20 protein-coding genes are annotated in these 19,439 nt (G+C 51.7%); 8 read left to right on the forward strand and 12 right to left on the reverse strand.

Annotated elements, in window-relative coordinates; genetic code table 11:
* Positions 1-216 precede the first annotated feature (216 nt).
* On the forward strand, positions 217-831 hold the full coding sequence (locus HRU73_RS05420; protein ID WP_287399777.1) for a TIGR00645 family protein: 615 nt from the start codon (positions 217-219) through the stop codon (positions 829-831).
* 24 nt (positions 832-855) lie between these two features.
* Here HRU73_RS05420 and HRU73_RS05425 read toward each other — a convergent pair whose 3' ends face one another.
* Complete coding sequence (locus tag HRU73_RS05425) at positions 856-1,596, reverse strand: pteridine reductase (protein WP_011111756.1); 741 nt, start codon at positions 1,594-1,596, stop codon at positions 856-858.
* Positions 1,597-1,671: 75 nt separating this feature from the next.
* Between HRU73_RS05425 and HRU73_RS05430 the strand changes: the two genes are divergently transcribed.
* Complete coding sequence (locus tag HRU73_RS05430) at positions 1,672-2,844, forward strand: class I SAM-dependent methyltransferase (RefSeq protein ID WP_287399778.1); 1,173 nt, start codon at positions 1,672-1,674, stop codon at positions 2,842-2,844.
* 69 nt (positions 2,845-2,913) lie between these two features.
* Here the strand turns inward: HRU73_RS05430 and HRU73_RS05435 are convergent, their stop codons facing one another.
* From HRU73_RS05435 to HRU73_RS05455, 5 genes are all read right to left on the reverse strand, one after another.
* On the reverse strand, positions 2,914-3,654 hold the full coding sequence (locus HRU73_RS05435; RefSeq protein WP_276677576.1) for a phosphorylase family protein: 741 nt from the start codon (positions 3,652-3,654) through the stop codon (positions 2,914-2,916).
* Positions 3,651-5,651, reverse strand: coding sequence for a squalene--hopene cyclase (gene shc, locus HRU73_RS05440; protein ID WP_287399780.1), 2,001 nt, complete (start codon positions 5,649-5,651; stop codon positions 3,651-3,653). The genes HRU73_RS05435 and shc overlap by 4 nt, the downstream gene beginning before the upstream one ends.
* 124 nt (positions 5,652-5,775) lie before the next feature.
* Positions 5,776-6,468: an MlaA family lipoprotein gene (locus HRU73_RS05445; RefSeq protein WP_287399781.1), complete on the reverse strand. Its 693-nt coding sequence runs from the start codon at positions 6,466-6,468 to the stop codon at positions 5,776-5,778.
* A 130-nt stretch (positions 6,469-6,598) separates the two neighbouring features.
* Complete coding sequence (gene hpnA, locus HRU73_RS05450; RefSeq protein WP_287399782.1) at positions 6,599-7,657, reverse strand: hopanoid-associated sugar epimerase; 1,059 nt, start codon at positions 7,655-7,657, stop codon at positions 6,599-6,601.
* Between the two features lie 56 nt (positions 7,658-7,713).
* Positions 7,714-8,322: a MotA/TolQ/ExbB proton channel family protein gene (locus HRU73_RS05455; RefSeq protein ID WP_011111762.1), complete on the reverse strand. Its 609-nt coding sequence runs from the start codon at positions 8,320-8,322 to the stop codon at positions 7,714-7,716.
* A 294-nt stretch (positions 8,323-8,616) separates the two neighbouring features.
* On the opposite strand from HRU73_RS05455, the gene xseA reads away from it, so the two are divergent.
* The 6 genes from xseA to HRU73_RS05485 all read left to right on the forward strand — a co-directional run bounded on the left by xseA (position 8,617) and on the right by HRU73_RS05485 (position 13,644).
* Complete coding sequence (xseA, locus tag HRU73_RS05460; RefSeq protein ID WP_287399784.1) at positions 8,617-9,963, forward strand: exodeoxyribonuclease VII large subunit; 1,347 nt, start codon at positions 8,617-8,619, stop codon at positions 9,961-9,963.
* Between the two features lie 208 nt (positions 9,964-10,171).
* Positions 10,172-10,552, forward strand: a complete 381-nt coding sequence (locus HRU73_RS05465; RefSeq protein ID WP_287399786.1) for a DUF423 domain-containing protein — start codon at positions 10,172-10,174, stop codon at positions 10,550-10,552.
* 40 nt (positions 10,553-10,592) lie between these two features.
* Positions 10,593-11,780: a THUMP domain-containing class I SAM-dependent RNA methyltransferase gene (locus tag HRU73_RS05470; RefSeq protein ID WP_276677613.1), complete on the forward strand. Its 1,188-nt coding sequence runs from the start codon at positions 10,593-10,595 to the stop codon at positions 11,778-11,780.
* Positions 11,781-11,786: 6 nt separating this feature from the next.
* Positions 11,787-12,281, forward strand: a complete 495-nt coding sequence (locus tag HRU73_RS05475; protein WP_276677611.1) for a disulfide bond formation protein B — start codon at positions 11,787-11,789, stop codon at positions 12,279-12,281.
* Between the two features lie 27 nt (positions 12,282-12,308).
* Positions 12,309-13,097 carry a peptidoglycan-binding protein gene (locus tag HRU73_RS05480; protein WP_276677610.1) on the forward strand — a complete coding sequence of 263 codons (789 nt, stop codon included), beginning with the start codon at positions 12,309-12,311 and terminating at the stop codon, positions 13,095-13,097.
* A gap of 157 nt (positions 13,098-13,254) precedes the next feature.
* Positions 13,255-13,644 (forward strand): RidA family protein, encoded by a 390-nt coding sequence (locus tag HRU73_RS05485; RefSeq protein ID WP_041356684.1) that lies wholly within the window; start codon positions 13,255-13,257, stop codon positions 13,642-13,644.
* Between the two features lie 157 nt (positions 13,645-13,801).
* Here the strand turns inward: HRU73_RS05485 and HRU73_RS05490 are convergent, their stop codons facing one another.
* The 6 genes from HRU73_RS05490 to gmhB all read right to left on the reverse strand — a co-directional run bounded on the left by HRU73_RS05490 (position 13,802) and on the right by gmhB (position 19,436).
* Positions 13,802-14,311: a DUF1269 domain-containing protein gene (locus tag HRU73_RS05490; protein WP_276818375.1), complete on the reverse strand. Its 510-nt coding sequence runs from the start codon at positions 14,309-14,311 to the stop codon at positions 13,802-13,804.
* Between the two features lie 368 nt (positions 14,312-14,679).
* Entirely contained in the window at positions 14,680-15,021 is a 342-nt protein-coding gene (locus HRU73_RS05495; protein WP_287399789.1) for a type II toxin-antitoxin system PemK/MazF family toxin, read from the reverse strand.
* Entirely contained in the window at positions 15,014-15,244 is a 231-nt protein-coding gene (gene mazE / locus HRU73_RS05500; RefSeq protein WP_276677604.1) for a type II toxin-antitoxin system MazE family antitoxin, read from the reverse strand. The genes HRU73_RS05495 and mazE overlap by 8 nt, the downstream gene beginning before the upstream one ends.
* Before the next feature lie 284 nt (positions 15,245-15,528).
* Positions 15,529-17,973, reverse strand: coding sequence for a S8 family peptidase (locus HRU73_RS05505; protein WP_287399790.1), 2,445 nt, complete (start codon positions 17,971-17,973; stop codon positions 15,529-15,531).
* 192 nt (positions 17,974-18,165) lie between these two features.
* Entirely contained in the window at positions 18,166-18,894 is a 729-nt protein-coding gene (locus tag HRU73_RS05510; RefSeq protein ID WP_011111773.1) for a lysophospholipid acyltransferase family protein, read from the reverse strand.
* Positions 18,894-19,436 carry a D-glycero-beta-D-manno-heptose 1,7-bisphosphate 7-phosphatase gene (gene gmhB, locus HRU73_RS05515; RefSeq protein WP_011111774.1) on the reverse strand — a complete coding sequence of 181 codons (543 nt, stop codon included), beginning with the start codon at positions 19,434-19,436 and terminating at the stop codon, positions 18,894-18,896. Before gmhB ends, HRU73_RS05510 begins: the two co-directional genes overlap by 1 nt.
* Positions 19,437-19,439: the final 3 nt, after the last annotated feature.

Genomic DNA, 19,439 nt, shown 5'->3' on the forward strand with positions numbered 1-19,439 from the left:
TCTGACATTCGACAAGCCAGTCAACCCAGAGTCTTTGTTTTCCAGATAAAACGCATATAACTGTCTGCTTACTAAGCGTACTGATACAAATTACTCTTTTACAACCTCACGCCTTTTCCCTGCCATAACGAGTTGTATAAGACTGCAGATTTCTTTGTGCCTACTCATTGTCGTGATAACCTTTCACGCTTTTCAGAATTCAGACAATAAACTGCCATGCAACAAGATCACAACAAAATTTCTTCGGCACGAATACCTGCAATTGCTTATTTTCTGTTTCTTTCCCGCTGGCTGCAGTTACCTTTGTATCTCGGGCTGGTATTGGCACAGTGTGTCTATGTGTACCATTTCTGGGTCGAACTGGTTGATTTGATTGGTTCAGTTTTTGGTAATCAGAGCGCTTTACAACATACCCTTGAGATGGTGACGGTCAAAGGTGCAGAAAGTAGTGGAAAGCTGACTGAGACTACCATCATGCTGGTAGTACTGGGTTTGATCGATGTGGTCATGATTTCGAACTTGCTCATCATGGTGATCATCGGCGGATATGAAACCTTCGTCTCACGCATGAATCTCGAAGGCCATCCCGATCAGCCGGAATGGCTGTCACATGTCAATGCCTCAGTATTGAAGGTCAAGCTGGCAACTGCCATCATCGGCATTTCATCGATCCATCTACTGAAAACATTTATCAATGCTACTGCTTACGACGAGAAAACACTGATTGCGCAAACAGTCATTCATCTGGCATTTCTGCTTTCTGCACTTGCAATTGCCTATTGTGACCGGATCATTTCGCGAACCATCTATCATGCTGATGAGCATGAATGAGCAGAAAATGTAAAAAAAATGATCCTAAAGATTGATACTGCGCCCGCCATCGACGGCGATGATCTGCCCGGTAATAAATGGTGCATCTTCGATCAGGAAGCTGACCGTTCGTGCAATATCATCCGGTTCCCCCATGCGTTTGAGCAGTGTTCTGTCGATGATATGCCTGCGTGCCGTTTCATCCTGCCATTCACCCGTTTCCGGCCAGAGAATCGGCCCGGGTGAGATACCGTTGACACGGACTTCCGGAGCAAGCTCCATGGCCAGGGAACGTGTCAGAGCGGCCAGCCCGCCTTTGGCTGCATTGTAGATCACGTAGCGTTTGAGAGGCTGCTCGGTATGAATATCAATGATATTGACAATGCACCCTCGATTCTTTTTCAAATAGGGTGCGACTGCTTGCGACAGAAACAAAGGAGCCTTCAGATTGCTGCCCACCAGATCATGCCAGGCTTGTTCGGTACAGTCACCAACAGGCGTCGGAAAAAAGCTGGAGGCATTATTGACCAGTGCATCCAGCCGCCCAAACTGCCGGGCTGCCTGATCGACCAGCGCCGGGATCCCGCCAGTATCCAGTAAATCAGCCTGCAGCAGCGCGACTGAATCCGGGTGTCCCTGTTCAAGCTCCTGTTTCAGCCGTTGTGCATCAGCAGATGAATCACGATAATGAACCACGAGCCTGGCGCCTTTGCGGTGCAGCCATCGGCAAATGGCTGCCCCCACCCGCCGCGCACCGCCAGTCACCAGAATTACTTTATCTTTCACAAAGACCCTTTCTGTTTACGCTACACTTCAGTGCTGCACAATCTACCATAAACCTTTTTATTGCTGAAAACACCCGTGGCTCTACCCCTTCCTGATCCATCCGAGCAAGCTTACAGCGACACTTTGAAGATGATGCTCCATGAACGGATCGCGCATTCCGGCAGCTGGATTTCGTTTGCAGATTATATGGAAACCGTCTTGTATACACCTGAAACCGGATATTACAGCGGTGGCGCAGCCAAATTCGGAACGGCAGGTGATTTTGTCACTGCCCCGGAAATCTCGCCGTTATTTGGCCAGACTCTGGCGCGGCAGATCGCACCTATCCTGAGTGCAGTCGATCAGGGCTCGATCCTGGAATTTGGTGCAGGTTCCGGCAAGCTGGCAGTGAATCTGCTGTGTGCACTCGAAGAATTGAACAACCTGCCGCAACATTATTATATTCTCGATCTCAGTGCAGATTTGCAGCAGAGGCAACGGGCAATGATCGAACAACATATTCCTCATCTGGCATCGCGGGTAAGCTGGTTATCAGCCCTGCCGGAGCAATTCGAGGGCTTGATACTCGCCAATGAAGTCCTTGATGCTATGCCCGTTCATCTAGTTGCCTGGCAGAATGGCAACATTGCAGAACGGGGAGTGATCTGGAAAGATCAAGGGCCGGTATGGCAGGATCAGCCTTTGGCAGCCGGCGAACTGCTCGATGTTGCCCGACAACTTCCCCCGGCTGATCAATTCTCCTACCCTCTTTATATCAGCGAAATCAGCCTCACCAACCGGCATTTCATCCGCTCGCTGGCCATGCTGCTTCAGCGGGGCGCCATTCTGCTGGTCGATTACGGCTTTGGGCAGAATGAGTACTATCATCCACAGCGCCATCAGGGAACGCTGATGTGCCACTATCGGCATCACGCCCATGATGATCCATTTTTTCTGCCGGGATTGCAGGATATCACCAGCCACGTCGATTTCAGCACTATTGCCCGGACAGCTCTGGATTCCGGGTTGCAATTGGCCGGCTATACCACGCAGGCACATTTCCTGATCAACTGCGGGATTACTGATTTACTGGCGCGCACCCCGGCAGATCAGCCGGGCAGTTATCTGCCGCTGGTCAGCCAAGTACAACGACTGGTCAGCCCTGCCGAAATGGGGGAATTGTTCAAGGTAATGGTCTTGAGCAGGAATATCGATATTGATGCTGCTTCTTGCGGCTTTACGAGAGGAGATTTGCGACGTCTGCTCTAGGAAACCTCTGATCATGTCTCACTCGCCTTGCATTCCATCCGCAAAACACAGTATACGGCCATGTGGGACTTAATCAGAGATCCCCTGGCAGGTGCCGGATACTTGCCGGCCCAGTTCATGTCGAGTTGCCTGAACGACCTGTTTCAGTGTTTTAAACGCGATCTGTGCATCCGACCCAAACCTTAATAACTCGCCTAATTTGAGTGAGCCATTCAGCAGGTAAGCCAGCAATGCAATCGGCTTGACACGCCCATCCGGGTGTAATACATCCATGAGAGCCGCTGGCGGGGAAAACTGTACCGGGTCTGAAATCACGCGAATCACAACAAACGGAACCCCTTTTTCAGAAGCAACAGCAGCAATTGCACCGCTTTCCATATCAACCGCGCAAGCGCCACTTCGAGCCGCAAGTGCATATTTTTCATCTGCGGTAGACACCAGCTCATCACTGGCAGCCACCGGACGGCGAATAACATTGAGATGAGCAGGCAGACTGCGCTCTATCCGTGTCCGCCACGCACTGTCTGTTGAATAGCTTTGCTTTGTCTGCACGGATTCCGGCGAAACCAGATCGCCCGGCTGCAGCGCATCATCCAGTGCACCAGCAATGCCAAAGCTGATCAATCCTGCTACGTTTTCCTGATCGTATAAATCGATTGCCGCACGGCGAGCAGCAACCGGACCCATGCCGCACATCCTGATGACCAGATGATCATCAATCGGTACTGCCTGGTCGAATGGCAAGTTACGTTGTGAAGTAATACAAGCAGCTTCCGATCGCATTGCTATCACAATCCCGGTACGACTCATACAACAGACCTGCTATTCATTGCACGATACCGGTTCAGCGCCCATAGCGGAAAGTATTTGGAGTAGCCGTGATATTTCAGGTAGAAAACTTTTGGAAAACCCGGAGCGGTAAACCAGGGTTCTTCCCATAATCCGACAGCACTCTGGGTACGGATCAGATAATCGATCCCGTTTCTTACTGCTGTGCTCCCCACCTCGCCTGCCGCCATCAGCCCAAGTACTGCCCATGCGGTCTGAAAAGAAGTACTGGTTTCCAATTGTCCGGCCAGCTCGGAATCGAGATACGAGTCGTTGGTTTCTCCCCATCCCCCATCGGCACGTTGCACCGACTTCAACCATTGCACTGCACGTTTTATCGCCTGATGATCATGATCCACCCGCGCTAACTTCAATGCCTCCAGCACGGACCAGGTGCCATAAACGTAGTTGGTACCCCAGCGCCCGAACCAGGCGCCGGATGGTTCTTGCTCGCTGAATAAAAATGCCAGTCCGCGCCTCACGGCTTCCTGGTGTCTTGCCTCACCATTCAGAGCAAGCAGACCGATACAGCGCGCCGTCACGTCGCTCGAAGGTGGATCCAGTAACGCACCATGATCTGCGAATGGAATCTCATTCAGGTAATAGTGCACATTGTCTATGTCAAATGCGGCAAAACCGCCATTACTCGATTGCATACCCGCCAGCCAGTCTGCTGCCCGGGTAATACTGGTACGATAATCCTCTGTATCCGCCTGACATAACGCCCACGCTGCAGCAGCAGTATCATCCAGATCCGGATAATGCGGATTGGCATACTGGAATGCCCAGCCCCCTCCCGGCAGATCAGGGCGGCTATTGCGCCAGTCGCCTGGCTGATCGAGTGCCTGCAGGGGCACGAGCCAGTCGAGAGCATGGCGAACCGGCCCGCTATCAGCCCGTTCATCCTCCTGCAACGCCAGCGAAGCCAGTACGGTATCCCACACGGGAGACACACAGGGTTGGCACCAGGTGGTGTCTTCCCCTTCATTTACCAGCAGTTCACGCAAAGCCAGACGACATTGCTGAAGTAATGGATGATCATGATCGTAGCCCAGCAATGTCAGTGCCTCATAGGCATTGACCATCGCCGGAAAAATCGCCCCCAGGCCATCTCTTCCATTGAGCCGTTCGATGGTCCACTGCTCGGCCTTTTTTAAGGCTCTGCGCCGGATGAACGATGGAATCAGAGGTTCCAGTTTTGAGCCCAGTCGCTCCAGATACAACAGCAAGTGATTAAGAGGGGTGCGTACCGGAAAATAGCTTTTTTCCATTTCCGGGTCGACCGTAAACAGTTCACGTACATGGATATTACGCGGATTGGCTGCTTTGGCTTTCAGTGTACACAGAATGGAAAGTGGCACCATCACCGTCCGTGACCAGTACGCCACTTTACTCAGATGAAAAGGAAACCAGCGCGGCAGCAGCATGATTTCAGCTGGAACAAACGGCACACCGCGCCATGGAATCTGGCGGTACATGGCCAGCAGCAAGCGGGTAAATACATTCGAGCGCGCAGCCCCTCCCCGCTCCAGTATGGCATTACGGGCACGGACCATGTGCGCTGCTTCCGGTGAATCCCCGGCCAGCTTCAGCGCATAGTAAACCTTGACACTGCAGCTCATGTCGAAGTCACCGCCATAGTACAGCGGCCAGCCGCCATGCCCGTCAGTTACCTGCCGATTACGCAAGAAATTGGCAATTCTGCGTTCCAGCGCGGTATCTATTTCATCCATGAAATGCATCATCAGGATATATTCAGCCGGAATCGTGCAGTCTGCTTCCAGCGAAAAACACCAGTGACCATCTTCCCGCTGTTGCGCCAGCAAAGCTGAGCGAGCGCGCGTAATGGCATCATCCAGTGCAACGGCAGAAATCCCGTTCACCCTGTCAACGACCGTAAAAGGTTCTGATACAGTCGAGTGATCTGATAATGAAGACTTTTGCAGGGAAGATCCGGGAAACGTCGGTGAAATGGACATAAATCGTAAAATCCTTATTCGATAAATCAGCTGAAATGATTGTGCAGCTATCAACCACAGACGATAGCCCAATAATCTAAGGAATTGTATTTTTTGAGAAAACTATATGACAAAATTACAACACTCAAGGTGCCAAATCTGTTTTTTCAGGATCTGCCATCAAGCCGGAATCATCGATCAGCAAATCATCGTAATGGCTGGCAGGCAGATTGCCATCGTGAATCAGGTATTCGCGCTGTTGCATATAACCTTCACGCACGAACAGATAAGGATCCAATGCCGATTCATCACGCACTTTCATCGGTCCCGAGAGACCGGCTCTCTTGTCGACGATGCGCAGAACGGCCAGTGGAATGATCACCGGCCCACTCAGTACATAAGCCAGGTAGTACAGTCCATCCGTAAACACACTGACTGGCAGATCCGCTACATCGCGGGAAGTACTCGGACCATAGATTGGAATGAACAGATATGAGCCGCTGTTCATTCCCCATACTGCCAGCGTCTGTCCGAAATCCTCGTTATGCTCCGGGAATCCCATGTGCCCGGCCATATCGGCAAGCCCTCCGACACCGATCGTGGTATTGATCACAAAACGCATCGTGTCCGAAAATCCCTGATGTATTTTTCCCTGCAGGAAACTGTTCAGCACCACACTGGGATAAGACAGATTGCGGTAAAAATTACTGACAGGACGCTGTATCGCTTCCGGAACATACTTCAAGTACACATCAGCAATCGGTTCGAGCAACCTGCGATCGATTGCATCGGTAAAACGGTAAGATTTACGGTTAAACGTTTCATATGGATCATACACTCCCTCCTGATGTCTTTCTCTGGGGATCGAGCCACAGCTCGTGCAGATCAACACCAGACACAGGAGAAGGTTACGCAAGTAACAGAACCCTGCAGATGCAGGCTGACCGCTGCCACTGACCAGATCGGTGCTATTTCTTTTCTGTAGATCCAAAATGTTTCCTGAATGAATGAACAGGCAGATTGACATGCCCCGTCTCGACCAGCCAGATAATTTCATCGATCAGCGCCTGCCGAATCGGGGTTTGCCTGAAGCCGAGTTCACGCACGGCCTTCTCACTGTCAAAATCATTCCCTCGCCCGGCCAGACGCACCCCCGTCAGTGGTGCCATGGGAGCTTTGTGTGTCACATGATCAGCCACGAATTCCTGCAATACCCCCACCATCAGAGCCAGCCAGTATGGAATCTTATGCTCAGGCATCACCACACCGGTGATTTCCTTAAGCATGAGTAGTAACCGGCTCAACATCATGTTCTCATGACCAAGCAGGTAGCGTTCTCCGGAACGTCCTCGCTGAGCAGCCAGGATATGCCCTTCTGCCACGTCCCGGACGTCGACCAGATTCAAACGACAATCGAGATAAGCAGGAATTTTGCGGTTCAGGAAATCCACGATCATACGCGTAGGCGGAGTAATATGCCGATCTCCCGGACCCACCGGCAACGTCGGTGAGACAACGACAACTGACAAACCATTTCTGGAAGCTTCCAGTGCAGCCTGTTCCGCCATCAGCTTGGCCTGGCAATACGGCCCCAAAGTTTTCCTTTTGCGGGATGAAGATGACAGCGTGCGATCTGATTGGTCCGGATCACCCCGCCCGGTCAGTATGGCTTCTGTCGAGGTATGCACTACTACCTCGACATCCGCATACATCGCCTCATGCAACACGGTACGAGTACTTTCGTAATTGATCTGCCGGAATATCCGTTTATCGGGTGCCCATAAGTCAGTATGGGCGGCCAGATGATAAATCCTGCGGACACCTTTCACTGCCCGGTGTACCACTGCTTCATCCGCAACCGAACCACGAATGACCTCGGCTCCGTCCAGAACAGGCACATCATCCAATTCAAGTACCCTTACCCGTTCCCCCTGCTCCAGCAGCAACCGCACGAGATGGGTACCGATAAATCCTCCACCACCGGTCACCAGGGAGCAACCCCGGCTGGCCGGCATGGATTCAGCCAAAAAAACTCCTGAAAAGATCTCTACTCGTCATTACCTGGACAATCATTCAAATACGATCAGATACGCCGTTCACCGTGTACCACTTCAACCAGTTTAAGCGCCTGCAGCTCCATTTCCAGCACCAGCTCATCGACTTTGGCACGGAAATACCGGTAAAAAACAATGCTGGGAATAGCTACCAGAATGCCAAACGCGGCATTATACAGAGCAACTGAAATTCCATGAGCAAGTTGTATCGGGTTACCGCCGGTCGGCGTGCCCGATCCAAAAATTTCGATCATGCCGATCAGGGTGCCGAACAACCCCATCAGCGGACTGAGCGAGGCAATCGTCCCTAACGTGGTAAGGTAGCGCTCCAGCTCATGTGCTGCCACTCGCCCGGCTTCCTCGATCGATTCTTTCATGGCCTCACGCGGACTGTCGATATTTTTCAGCCCTGCCACCAGAACCTGTCCGAGTGGAGAGTGTTCCTGTAAACGCGTCAGCGTATCGGTATGTACGCCAGAGCGGCGATATTCCTGCAGCACCCTTGGCAACAGGTCCCGCGGAGAAACTTTTGATCGACGCAGACTCCACAAACGTTCACCGATAATGCCCACTGCCAGGACAGAAGCCAGTATGATCGGCCATATCGGCCACCCTGCCGCCTGAATGATTGAAAACACGAACTGATCCCCTTGGTTGTAATGAAGTCACGATATTATATTCTGCAACACCCGCCTGCTTTGCTCAACAAGCATCACAAAAGGTTATACACAATTCCTGTGGATAACTATGTGAATAAATCCTGAATAAGGCTGATAAGTATCATTGCATACATGAAGTTTTTTGAACTGCCTAATTTTTAGGCCAAATAAAATTAATGAGAACAATGACTTATTTTAAACTATTGTTATCATACAGACTTTTTTATGCATACCAGAATAATCAGATGTCATTGTGGATGATTATGGAATGATATGACCGATTACAATCTCTTGCCCGAGCCGAAAAAAATCCTGTGGCGTGTCAGTGAATTAAACCGTAATGCTCGTGTAATACTTGAACAGACTTTTCCACTGTTATGGGTAAGCGGGGAAATTTCCAACCTGAAATGCTATCCATCCGGGCACTGGTATTTTTCACTCAAGGATGACAGTGCACAGGTGCGCTGCGTCATGTTCCGCCATAAAAATCTGTATCTGGACTGGATACCGCAGGAGGGTATGCAGGTTGAAGCCCAGGCACTGGTTACACTGTATGAAGCGCGTGGAGAATTTCAACTGACTGTCGAGCAGTTGCGCCGTGCCGGGTTGGGGGCACTGTTCGAGGCATTCGAGCGACTCAAAGCCAGACTACAGCAGGAAGGACTATTCAGCCCCGAGTACAAGCAACCGTTACCCCGTTTCCCGCGACAAATCGGAATCATCACCTCTCCCAACACCGCAGCATTACGGGATGTACTGACGACCTTGCAACTGCGTTTACCTTCCATTCCCGTCGTGATCTATCCTGCACCAGTGCAAGGTGAAGGATCAGCTGCTGCAATTGCCACCGCACTGCACACTGCTGCAGTACGGGGCGAATGCGATGTCCTGATCCTGTGTCGGGGAGGCGGATCGATCGAAGATTTATGGGCATTTAATGAAGAAATCGTGGCACGGGCCATTGCTGCCTGCCCGATTCCAATCGTAACCGGTATCGGCCATGAAACCGACTTCACCATTGCCGATTTTGTGGCCGATGCTCGTGCACCAACTCCTACTGGTGCTGCTCAACTGGCTTCACCTGACAGACAGGCAATTCTGCATCGCCTGCAGTACTGGCTGCATCGCCTGCAACAGACGATGGAACGCCATATCGAACGCCGCATGCAAGCCACTGATCTGCTTGCCCATCGGCTGATTCATCCCGGTGAACGAATCCGTCATCAGCAGATGCATTTGTTGCAATTACGTGGCCGTCTGCAAAATGCCTGGAACCGGCAGGTTGAAATCCGCACATGGCGAATCGAAGAAACCGGACGACGCATACACTCTGCAAAGCCCGATATCCAGGCCGGCATCAGGCATCAGCAGGAACTGGCCGCACGACTGCAGCGCGCAATGGCACACCGGCTGGAAAATCTGCAATTCAAGCTGCGCCAGCAACAGCAGCACCTGATCCACCTCGACCCGAAAGCGGTACTGGCACGCGGTTACAGTATCGCCTATACTGCCCGGGGTGATATTCTGTATGACAGCCGGCAAACCCGGGCGGGTGACAATGTGCGACTGGTTTTTGCCAGCGGCTGGGCCAAAGCGGATATCACTGAAACAGGCGAATGAATCCGAGCTGCCCATTTTCCTTCAGGAACCCCTGAAAAACGTCGGCGAGGCGGTCAGGTCAAGGCAAAAATCGGCAAAAAAGCGGAGTTTATACGTAATAAATGAGCATTTTGAGCCGATTTTTAACGTAGAAATGGCAACACAGGTAGTTTTTCAGAGGTTCCTTCATTCTTTTCACCCCTCACTTTAACCGGGAGTTCAACCGACGATGTCCAGAATCTTTCTTGCGCTGGGCGCAGTAAATGCATTTTTATGTGTCATGCTGGGTGCCTTGGGGTCACATGGCCTGAAATCCATACTGGCACCCGACATCCTCACCACCTTCCAGATCGGTGTGCAATATCACTTCTACCACGCCATCGGGCTGATACTGGTCGGACTGGCGCTGGATCGGCTTCCACAGGCACGTGCATTGAAGTTTTCCGGGATACTGATGATGACCGGTATCGTGCTGTTCTCTGGCACGCTGTATGTCGTCAGCCTGACCGGGTGGCGCGGGCTGGGAATGGTGGCCCCATTGGGAGGGACATCCTACATGGCAGGCTGGCTCCTGTTTGCCTGGGCCACCTGGAAAAACAAATCCGCATGAAATTCGTATTCCGGATTTCTTTGTGATCTCTCCACATGAAATGACAGAGCGTTTCTTCGCTCCCTGCCCGCGCGGGCTGGAAACCGTCCTGGCAGCGGAGCTTGAACGTCTGGATGCAACATCCATCCAGGCTTCACCCGGCGGTGTGGCTTTCCACGGAAACTGGCAGACCTGTTACCGTGCCAACCTCGAAAGTCGCATCGCCAGCCGTATTCTGTGGCAAATCGCCAAAGATCAGTACCGCAGTGAAGCCGATATCTACGACCTTACCCATTCTTTGCCCTGGCAAGACTGGTTTGAACCGCGGTTATCGATAAAAGTAAACCTGGCTGCAATCAAATGTCCACTGCGCAGTCTCGATTTTGTGACACTCCGCATCAAGGATGCTGTATGCGACAAATTCCGGGCAATTCATGGTAAGCGGCCTGATATCGACACTGTTGCACCGGATATGCGCATCCACGGTTTTCTTAATGCGCAGGAATTCACGCTTTACCTCGATACTTCCGGTGAAGCGCTGTTCAAACGCGGCCTGCGCCAGACTCAGGGCGAAGCGCCTCTGCGCGAGAACCTGGCTGCCGGCATCCTGGCATTGACTGGTTGGCAGCCCGGTACGCCCCTGCTCGACCCGATGTGCGGCAGTGGCACACTGCTGCTGGAAGCCGCCCAGATCGCCTGCCGGATTGCGCCCGGCTCCGGACGGCAATTTGCATTCGAGCAACTGAAACTGTTCGATGCCCGTTCCTGGAAAAAACTCAAACAGACAGCAACGGAACGTCAGCATGAGCGTACATTTCAATCCATTTATGGCAGTGATCTGTATGGCAGCGCACTGGCCCATACCCGCAACAATCTTGCCGCAGCGGGACTGGCCGAATGCGTCACGCTGAAACAGGCGAATGTCCTGGAAATTTCCGCCCCGGCCGAAACCGGTATACTGGTCAGCAATCCGCCGTATGGTGTACGCATCGGAGATCATCAGATGCTTGCTGAATTTTATCCTCGATTGGGAGATGTTCTGAAACAACGGTTCAGCGGCTGGCGCGCTTTTCTGCTGACTGCCGATCCGCTGCTGGCAAAATCCATCCGGCTCACGCCTTCACGTCGAACTCCACTGTTCAACGGCGCGCTGGAATGCCGTCTGCTTGAATACCGACTGGTTGCCGGTAGTATGCGCAGAGAAAAACAACCATCAAGCGAATCAAGCACAAACCAGCCCATAACATAAGGAACCATGAGAATAATCTTTCTGCTGATTGCCCTTATCTGTGCCGGACTGGTGAGCTACGCACTTTATCTGCAACTGGCTGATGGATTGCTGCCCTGCCCGCTGTGCATCTTCCAGCGTATGGCCTACTGGCTGGTTGGCATTACCGCATTATTCGCGTTCATCCATCATCCACAACGATTGGGAAGACGCATCTATTGCGGACTGATCATCCTGTTTTCACTGGCAGGTGCGATCGTTGCCGGCCGGCAAGCCTGGCTGGTACGTTTTCCTGAAGCATTCGAATGCGGCATCAGCCCGGAAGAAGCTTTTCTGAATGAACTGCCTCTCGCCCGATGGTGGCCGGATATGTTTGAAGCCAACGGCGACTGCACCGATGGCACCTGGCAGTTTCTGTCACTGACGATTCCCGACTGGTCACTGCTGATATTTCTGGCATTCAGCCTGACAGCCGGATTACTCTGGCGAAGTCGGTCAATCAGCTCCTCAAATCTCAAATAAGCACCTGTCCTGGCTTGGAGAAACGAAATGATTCCAGTCGATGGCAATTTCATACTCGCAGTTGCTCCACAGTTCTCTGGTGACAAGAAAGCTGCCCAGGAACAGATCATTGGAGCAATTTCAGCCATTTTTTCTGCAACGCTCGATGGTTATGCAATCAATACCAGATTGCGGATCGCTCATTTCATGGGGCAGGTTACTCATGAATGTGCCGGTTTCAGAACCACGGAAGAATTTGCCTCCGGGACAGCATACGAAGGCCGCCAGGATCTGGGCAATACTCAAGCGGGAGATGGCAAGCGTTATAAGGGACGCGGACTGATTCAGCTGACCGGTCGTGCAAACTATCGGGATATCGGCCAGATACTTGGCCTGCCTCTGGAAGATAACCCTGCGATGGCAGCAGAACCAGTCACTGCGCTGAAAATAGCATGTGAATACTGGAAAAAGCGAAATATCAATTCGGCAGCAGATCGCGATGACCTGATCAGCGCCACCAGACTTGTTAATGGCGGCCTGAATGGGCTCGAAGATCGCCGTGGTTATCTGATCAAGGCCAAGTCCGAATTAGCAAGAATCGAAGGGCTCGTCATATCGGCAGATGAAGGTGGCAACACCATGATTCTGCATCGCGGGTCATTCGGAGCTGGCGTGGCCGAGCTGCAGGAATTACTGATCAACAAGGGATTTTCACTTTCCATTGACAGCAGCTTCGGTGCAGCAACCGAACTTGCCGTCATGACATTCCAGAAAGCCAACAGCCTCGAGGCAAATGGTATCGTCGAGAGAAATACATGGACCAGGTTGCGAGCCTGACCAGGACGAAAATAACGATACGTTCTCACCAATGATGAGTAACACTGGTTTCCATTGAAACAGATCCGGAATACTGCAAGTTTTACAGAAACCCTAAATGAATAGCTGCACGACATCACAGGTACGAATCATTTAATCAGCACGGAGAAATCATTTCATGACACGTAAACTCATCAGCTCGGGCTCAACCTTTGAAAAAGAAATTGGTTATTCGCGTGCAGTCGTCGTGGATAACTGGGTACTGGTATCCGGCACGACAGGTTTCGATTACAGCAAAATGTCCATTTCCGATGACTTGCTGGAACAGGCGGAGCAATGCTTCAGGAATATCGAAGCAGCACTCGATCAGGCAGGGTCGAACATGAAAGAAGTAGTGCGAGTCACTTATGTATTCCCCCAGGCAGAAGATTTTGAGAAATGCTGGCCGGTGATGCGCAAATACCTGGGTGATGTCAGACCATCTGCCATGATGCTGACTGCCGGTTTATCCGATCCGCGCATGAAAATTGAAATTCAGGTAACAGCTTATCGCGGTGCCGGAGTCTGATTGGATCCGATTTCCCGGAATCCCGTTTATCTGATGGATTGCTTTATCCTTACCGGGTTTGCAAAGGCGGTATTACCCTCATCATTGCAAATGTAGTGAAGTCATCCATTTTTCTATGATAAACATCCGGGCTCTGTTCTGAGCCCGGATATTCGTTTTAAGGAAATGCCGGAACCTTGGGTTCTGTTCGCATCACCTCGATTTGCGGTAAATGCTGTTTCACCCGATCTTCAATTTCATCGACTCGATTGACTGGCACATCCGCCAGTACCAGCAGTTTTCCTGCTTCGATTTCCTCTTCAAATTCTTTAATGCGCCGATTGCCGATGGTCATACCGATCATGCCACTTACCCATGATCCGACACCAGCTCCCGCCAGTGTGGTTGCCAGCAGAATGCCGCCGGCAATGACTGCTGATGCAGGTGGCAGCGCAACGGCCACCAGCCCGGCAAGCAGCCCTGTGGCGCCACCCAGTGCAATTCCCTGCTGAACGGCAGGAACAAAATCAGTTTTCTGCAGCAGGCTGGCTTCCGGCAAATCTTCCAGCGGCGTACCACGTTTTGCGATCACATGAATATGCCTCTCTTCAATCTTTGCCAGAAGCAAATCATCGACAATTTTTCGGGTAGTAACGATCTCTGGAACCAAAAAGTATATGCGTCTCATGATGCCCTCCATTTAGAACTGCTCAGTCAAGAACGAAAGAGTAGTGACCTACTCTTCTGGTGGAAGCACTTTTGATCAATACGATTACTATTTTGACTACTTTGTATTTGAGTCATGATAAGACTAAAAATTTTAATCATGACTCTATTTTTAAAAAACCGGATACATCCGGTTGGCTCTTGCTCAGGTATTCATGATCATTCTTACCAGATTAAGCATTCCTTTACCCTGAATATAGGGATCACGGGCCAGGTCGGTGCAATACTGCAGCAGCAGTGCCTTGACGCGATCCGGATAGCCAATTGATCGTTCCCACGCTCCGTGTGAGAATGCAGCCCGCCTCGCTCCAGCGAGGCATGTTTACCAGCTTACAAATCAAAGATGATCATTAAAGCTGCTTTGATAGGATCCTTGTATCTATTTTCAAGCCTGCCTTGTTTTTTTCCAATGCGTGAAATATCAACCGCGCGTAATCGCTTGAGGTTGATATGACGATCCTTATCCAGACCATTTTTTTCTGTGGGCTCCAGATTCACTGCAAACGGCCAGGGTTTATGCTGAGGGAGCAAAGGGGCAACTATCACTGTTCTGGATTGAATGTTAACCAGGTCACTTTGAATAATTACACATGGCCTTAATTTTCTTGTTTCCGCACCCTTTGTCGGTTCAAGATCGATCCAGTAAATATCCCGCTGCTTGAAATCAGTCATTGGCTAATCCATCTGACAGCGTACTTTCCCATGCCTGTAATTCTTCCTGGTAGTTTGTATCTTCTGCCTCTTCCTGATTCGCTTTGCGTAGCGCTGCCTGCAGGAAATTTTTGCGATCCTGTTTTAAGAGCTGATTAACATAGGCGCTACGATTACTACTTGCAACATCGTTCAGAAAAGCAAATGTTTCTGCGTCGAGCGTAATAGTCACTCTATGAGTCATGGTATTCCTCATACTATTCATTAATCTACATAGTCATATTGTATAGTAATACTCATAGGTATGTGATTAGACGCTTAAAAAACCTCTGAAAAACTACCTGCGTTGCCATTTCTGCGTTAAAAACGCAGCTTAAAATGCCCATTTAATATGTTATTAAGCGGCCAAAATATGATTCTTTCCTTGCAGTCCGCCTCGCTCCAGCGGGGCATATTGGCCGCCGGAGCGGCAACACACGGGTTATCTTAATAATCAGACAACCCAAGAGTGACGTGGCCGGCTCTTGCTCAGGTATTCATGATCATTCTTACCAGATTGGGCATCCCTTTACCTTGAATGTAAGGATCACGAGCCAGGTCGGTACAATACTGCAGCAACAGTGTTTTGACGCGATCCGGATAGCCGATGAACTCCCGTCTGGCGGAAAGAAAAGCCGCAAGCAATCCCGAAACATGCGGGGTAGCCATACTGGTGCCACTCATCTCGACATACGCATTACGCATGGTGAGCTTGCTTTTCGGCCACTGATGGCGTGCCGAGAGAATATTCTCACCCGGGGCAACCAGATCCGGTTTCATGCGTCCATCGGCAGTCGGGCCGCGTGAGGAGAAATAGGAAATGCCATAGGTATGCGGATTGGTTTTATGCACCGAGCCAACAGAAATGGCTTCCTCCAGATTGGCCGGATCACCAATGGAAAGATCCATGTTGGCCGGTATCACACCACTGGCGGAATCGAGCAGCGCGTAACCCTCATTGCCAGCCGCGAGACATACCAGTACTCCCTGACGCCACAGGCGTCGCAGTTCCTGACACAGTGGCGTATGACCGCAACCGAAAACACTGGGATCGAAATTGCCGCCCAGGCTGAGATTCACACCATGGATGACCAGTTTGCCGGCACGTTCATTCAGTTCTGCAATGGTATCGAGCGCCTTGATGATGAAAGCATCTTCTCCATTGCCGTTGTCCTTGAGCACCTTGAAACCATAAAGCCTGGCCTCGGGTGCCATTCCCTGCAGCAGGATTTCAGATTTATCCTTTTCATCGTGCGGTAAGGTCAGCGTGCCTGCAATGATGGCGGCAACGTGGGTACCGTGGCCATGACCATCCAGTGTGCCAAACCCGCTGTCGCCGAGTCTCAGTTCCCTGGGGCTGCCACTGCCGGTGCAATCCCACTGTGCGACCACATTGTTGTGTTTTTTGAAATGCGGGTGATCAGCAGCGATTCCGGTATCGAGCACGGCCCAGGCGATATTCTGGCCACAGGCACCATAACCCAGATTGGCCGGGCGCACCTGGATCGTGTGTGCCGATTGGTGCAACAGCGTACGCTTGAGCGCATTACGCCACACGCGATCGATTTTCAATGTACTGCAGTGCGAACGTAATTCCTCGATTTCACTCCGGGTCAGATCCGCCGAGATGAAACGGCGCATAAGCTGGATGCGCCCTTCTTCGGGTTCAGCGTTGTTGAAAATCAGGACATTCTTTATCAGGTTACTGAGGCGATCACGCACCTCATCCAGCGAAGTGGCATCATCGTCATCTGAAACCAGTTGAATCAGTGTCGGGTGTCTCTGCTCACGGTGGCCATCCTCGATATTGTCGACCAGATCTTTCATCAGGATATTGCGACCCACCGGATTGCTGAAGGTAGGACCTGCTGTTTCACGCACGGCCTGGCGCACGATATCGAGCGAGAGATAGCCCGTACCTGAATGCGGATTGGATGCCCAGTCGGGATTCATCATCAGGCCGGTATGATCCTCGACTTTCACGCCACGACTGTTATGCTGGTAATCGTTTCCAAGCTGTGAGTCAAGTGCGACCGGATCGAGGCGTTCAGCCACATTCAGCCAGCGATCGACGCATTCCGGTACGGCAAGCGGTTTTCCGGAATCGATCTTGCCCAGCACATCCTGCGCTTCCTGAATACCGAGGGGTGAACCGATAGTGATGAACAGGCGTACGTCACAGTCAGCTTTTTTCAACTGGCGCAACACATGATAGGCGATCATCGAACCCTGGCTGTGGGCAACCACGATGAAAGGGCCACCGCCGACATCCAGACGATCACGCAGCGACTGTTCCATCACGTTGCGCTTGTGCTCATCGAAAAAGAAATCCTGCACATCCTTGAGGAACAGTTTGGTAATACGGCGGGTAATCCACAATCGCACACTCTCTGGCAGAGGCAGTACCTTGACATTGACACCGTCGGGCTGCTTTTCTCCTGCGCGCAGACGTTCTTCCAGCGCGGCCATGATTTTGCGCTCGGCCGCACTCAGTTTGATTTCCGGCTCCAGCTCGTTTTCCTGCAGCGCCTGTACCCCCATTCCACCTGCATCCTCCGGCAGCGTATCCTTGTCGGCACAACTGGCGTCCTTGGGTTTGGGGTAACGATTACGATCCACCCAGTACGCCATGCGGGTGCGATCTCCCATGGGTGCACCAAACAACGCCGTATCCCACTGGCATTTCAGGACCGATGCCACGGGTTTATTACCAATACCATGGATATACACAACCGTGCCAATTTCCGGTGAACTGCCTTCCTTGTTCAAGATCGATGGAAATTCGGCAGATTTAGTGCTGGCTGCAGAACGGGAAAATTCAACGAAAGGACTGATGTGTTCGACGCCGGGTTGTCTGGTCTTTCCGGTACCAGCTGATTTGCTGCCGGATGATTTGCTGCTGGTGGAACGGGAACTCCGTTTTTCTGTGGCCATGTTTTTTCTCCTTGACTGAATAGTCCCGCTTTCTGTCAGATCGATTCGATCGTGTATCTGATCCGACTATGTCAATCAAATAATACTCTCTGCCTGTTGCAGAAAACAGATTATTTCAATTCGTGCGGGAGAAGAAAACGATGGCTCGGATAATGGCCAAAACAGCTCAGGTGATGATTGTCAATATCACGATCATTCGATCGGCCGGTGTGATGGGCGACTGATGCGTGCAGTTTCAGCCTCGATCCAGGCTTCTGCCTGTGCCATCAGCTCGCCTGCTTCGATGCCATCCGGATGAATCGGATGGCCGATACTCAACGTGATGGTACCGGGATATTTAATGAAGGAGTTTCTGCCCCAGAATTCTCCAGCATTGTGCGCCACCGGTACGACCAGCGCACCGGTATGCACAGCCAGCCAGGCGCCACCGATGCGGTATTTGCCTTTTTTGCCAGGGGGAATGCGCGTACCTTCGGGGAAAACGACGATCCAGAAATTCTGCTGCAACCGTTCCCTTCCCTGCTCCACGATCTGCTCCAGTGCTGCTTTGCCGGCACTGCGGTCGATCGCGATCGGGCTGGTCATGGCAAGCCCCCAGCCGAAGAATGGAATGCGCAGCAGTTCTTTTTTCAACACCCATACCTGCGGTGGAAAAATCTGCTGCAAGGCCAGTGTTTCCCAGGCGGACTGGTGCTTGGAAAGGATGATCGATGGCTGATCCGGGATATTTTCCCGTCCCAGCACTTCATAACGCAGGCCGCAAATGGTACGCAGCATGAACAGCATCAGCCGGGTCCAGCCATAAGTGACCTGATAGCGGGAATGAGGAGGCAACGCGAAACACATCAGCGTAAACAGCGCATACGGCGGTGTAATGATTGCCTGCAGCAGCATGTAGATCAGAGAACGCAAACCGGCCATTACACTGCCTCTACTTCGAGGCTGTCTGCCACTGCTGACAAATCCGGATAGATTTGCGTACCTGCTGGCAGATTACCCTCCGCTAAGGTGACCTGGCCCTTGCCGGTCAACACCAGTACGGGAATGGCGCCCACTTTGGCAGCCGCCTGCAGATCGCGCAAAGAATCACCCACCGCAAGTACATGGCTGAGTTCAATGCCGTAGCGTTGCCGGATCTCCTTGAACATGCCGATACCCGGCTTGCGACAGCTACATTTGTCATGCTGAGTGTGCGGGCAGAAAAACAGGGAATCGATCCGCCCGCCTTCCTGCTGCACGGCGCGCAGCATCCTGTCGTTGATCGAATTGAAGGTCGTCATGTCGAGCAAACCGCGCCCGATGCCGGATTGATTGGTGGCAGTCACCACCCGATAACCGGCATGAGTCAGCCGTGCAATCGCCTGCAGGCTGCCAGGAATGGATTTCCACTCACCGGGTGCTCTGATATAGGTCTCACTGCCATAATTGATGACGCCGTTCTGGTCGAGAATGATCAGTTTCATTTC

The organism is Nitrosomonas sp. H1_AOB3, assembly GCF_015709435.1.
Lineage (GTDB): Bacteria > Pseudomonadota > Gammaproteobacteria > Burkholderiales > Nitrosomonadaceae > Nitrosomonas > Nitrosomonas europaea.